General features: G+C 73.2%; 1 protein-coding gene. It reads right to left on the minus strand.

Annotated features, from left to right (window positions below; all coding sequences use genetic code 11):
- The coding region (gene ligA / locus ABWI07_RS43965; RefSeq protein WP_353822189.1) for an NAD-dependent DNA ligase LigA at nucleotides 1-1,902 on the minus strand (1,902 nt) is incomplete at both ends.

Consider the following 1,902-nt stretch of genomic DNA (forward strand, 5'->3'; position numbering starts at 1 on the left):
GGCGCCGACGTTGTCTCCGGCCAGCAGGTAGTCGGTGTTGGCCGAGACCGACGAGGCGGTCGTGGCCGCGGCCTGCTCGACCAGGCGCGTGACGTCCGGCCGGCTGATCTTCGCGCCCGAGCGCGGGTCGGTGAACGCGCCGGTGATGACGACCGACCTGCCCTTGAGCGGCGAGTCGCCGGCGGCGGCCGCGTCGACCGGCCGGTCCTCGTCCAGGACGTCGAGGTCGACGCCGCGCTCGCGCAGCGCGGCGATCTCCTCCAGGACGTCCGGGCGGGCGAAGAAGGCCACGACGCTCTCGGCGACCTTCGGTCCGATGTCGCGGATCGCCACCAGGTCCTCGGCCGTCGCCGCCGCGACGTCCTCGATGCGCTCGTAGCCGGCCAGGCACAGGCGCTTGGCCGTGCCCTCGGAGGCCATCGGGATCGCCAGCCCGATCAGCGCGCGCCGCAGCCCCATCCCCTTGGACGACGCGATCGAGTCGACCATGTTCCCGGCGCTGACCTCGCCCATCCGCTCGTAGTCGAGCAGCTGCTCGGCCGTCAGGTCGTAGAAGTCGCTGCGGCGCTTGAGCACGCCGTCCTCGGCGAGCTTCTCGATCCAGACGTCGCCGACGCCCTCCATGTCGGCCGCCGGGCGCGAGGCCCAGTGCATCAGCCGGCGCGTCGCCTGCGCCGGGCACTGCAGGTTCACGCACCAGCGCTCCTCGCCGGTGCCGCGGACCTCCAGTTCGGAGCCGCACGACGGGCAGTGCGTCGGCGGGACGATCTCGACCTCGCTCCCGTCGCGCCGCTCCGGCAGCGAGCGGCCCGCGAACGGGATGACGTCGCCGCGCCGCACGACCGCCACCGTGTCGCCGATCCGCAGGTCGCGCTCGCGGATCAGCCGGGGGTTGTGCAGGGTGATGTTCTCCACCGTCACACCGCCGACGAACACGGGCGCCACCTTGGCGCGCGGCGGCACGCGGCCGATCTTGCCGACCGGCCACTCGACCGACAGCAGCGTCGTCAGCTTCTCCTCCGGCGGGTACTTGAACGCGATCGCTCCGCGCGGCTCGGCGCTGTTGAAGCCGGCCGCGTCGAACGCCGCCGGCTCGTGCAGCCGCACGACCGCGCCGTCGATGTCGTAGTCCAGGCCGTCGCGGCGGCCGCCGATCTCGTGGATCGCGTCCATCACCTGCTCGGCACTGCCGCCCAGGTACTGGGCGACCGGCTCGAAGCCCGCAGGGACCTCGATCGCGACGCCTCCGCGGTCGGCGCCGAACGCGAAGAACCGCAGCAGCCGCTTGGCCTTCGCCGCGGCCTCCGGGTCCTTCAGGACCAGCGTCCCGGCGGCGCCCGACCGGGGGTTGGTCAGCGTCCGCTCCGGGTGCGCCTCGTTGTAGGCCGCCCACACCGACCGCAGCATCACCGCCTCGCCGCGGACCTCCACGCGCCCGGGCTCCTCGATCTCGGTCGGCAGGCCGGGGATCACGTGGCGCACCTTCTCGGTCACCAGCTCGCCGACCGTGCCGGTGCCGCGCGTCGCGACGTAGTCGAGCCTCCCGTCGGTGTAGACGACGCTGAGCGAGAGGCCGTCGAGCTTCTCCGACACGCGGAAGACCTGGCCGCCGAACCGTTCGCAGAACGCGCGGATCTGCTCCTCGCTCGTCGCCTTCGCCAGCGAGAGCATCGGGCGCGCATGGCGCACGGTCGGCCCCGTCAGCTCCGCCGGCGCGTTGACCTTGCCGAGGGGGCTGTCGGCGGGCTCGAGTTCCGGGTGCTCGGCGACGAGCGCCGCCAGCTCGTCCTTCAGCGCGTCGTAGTCGGCGTCCGGCAGCGGGCTGTCGCCGGCGCCGTAGTACAGGTCGTTCAGCCGCTTGACCTGGGCGGTCAGCTCGGCGATGCGCTCTCCAACGTCCAC

It is taken from the genome of Actinomadura sp. NPDC000600 (assembly GCF_040492135.1).
Classification (GTDB): domain Bacteria; phylum Actinomycetota; class Actinomycetes; order Streptosporangiales; family Streptosporangiaceae; genus Spirillospora.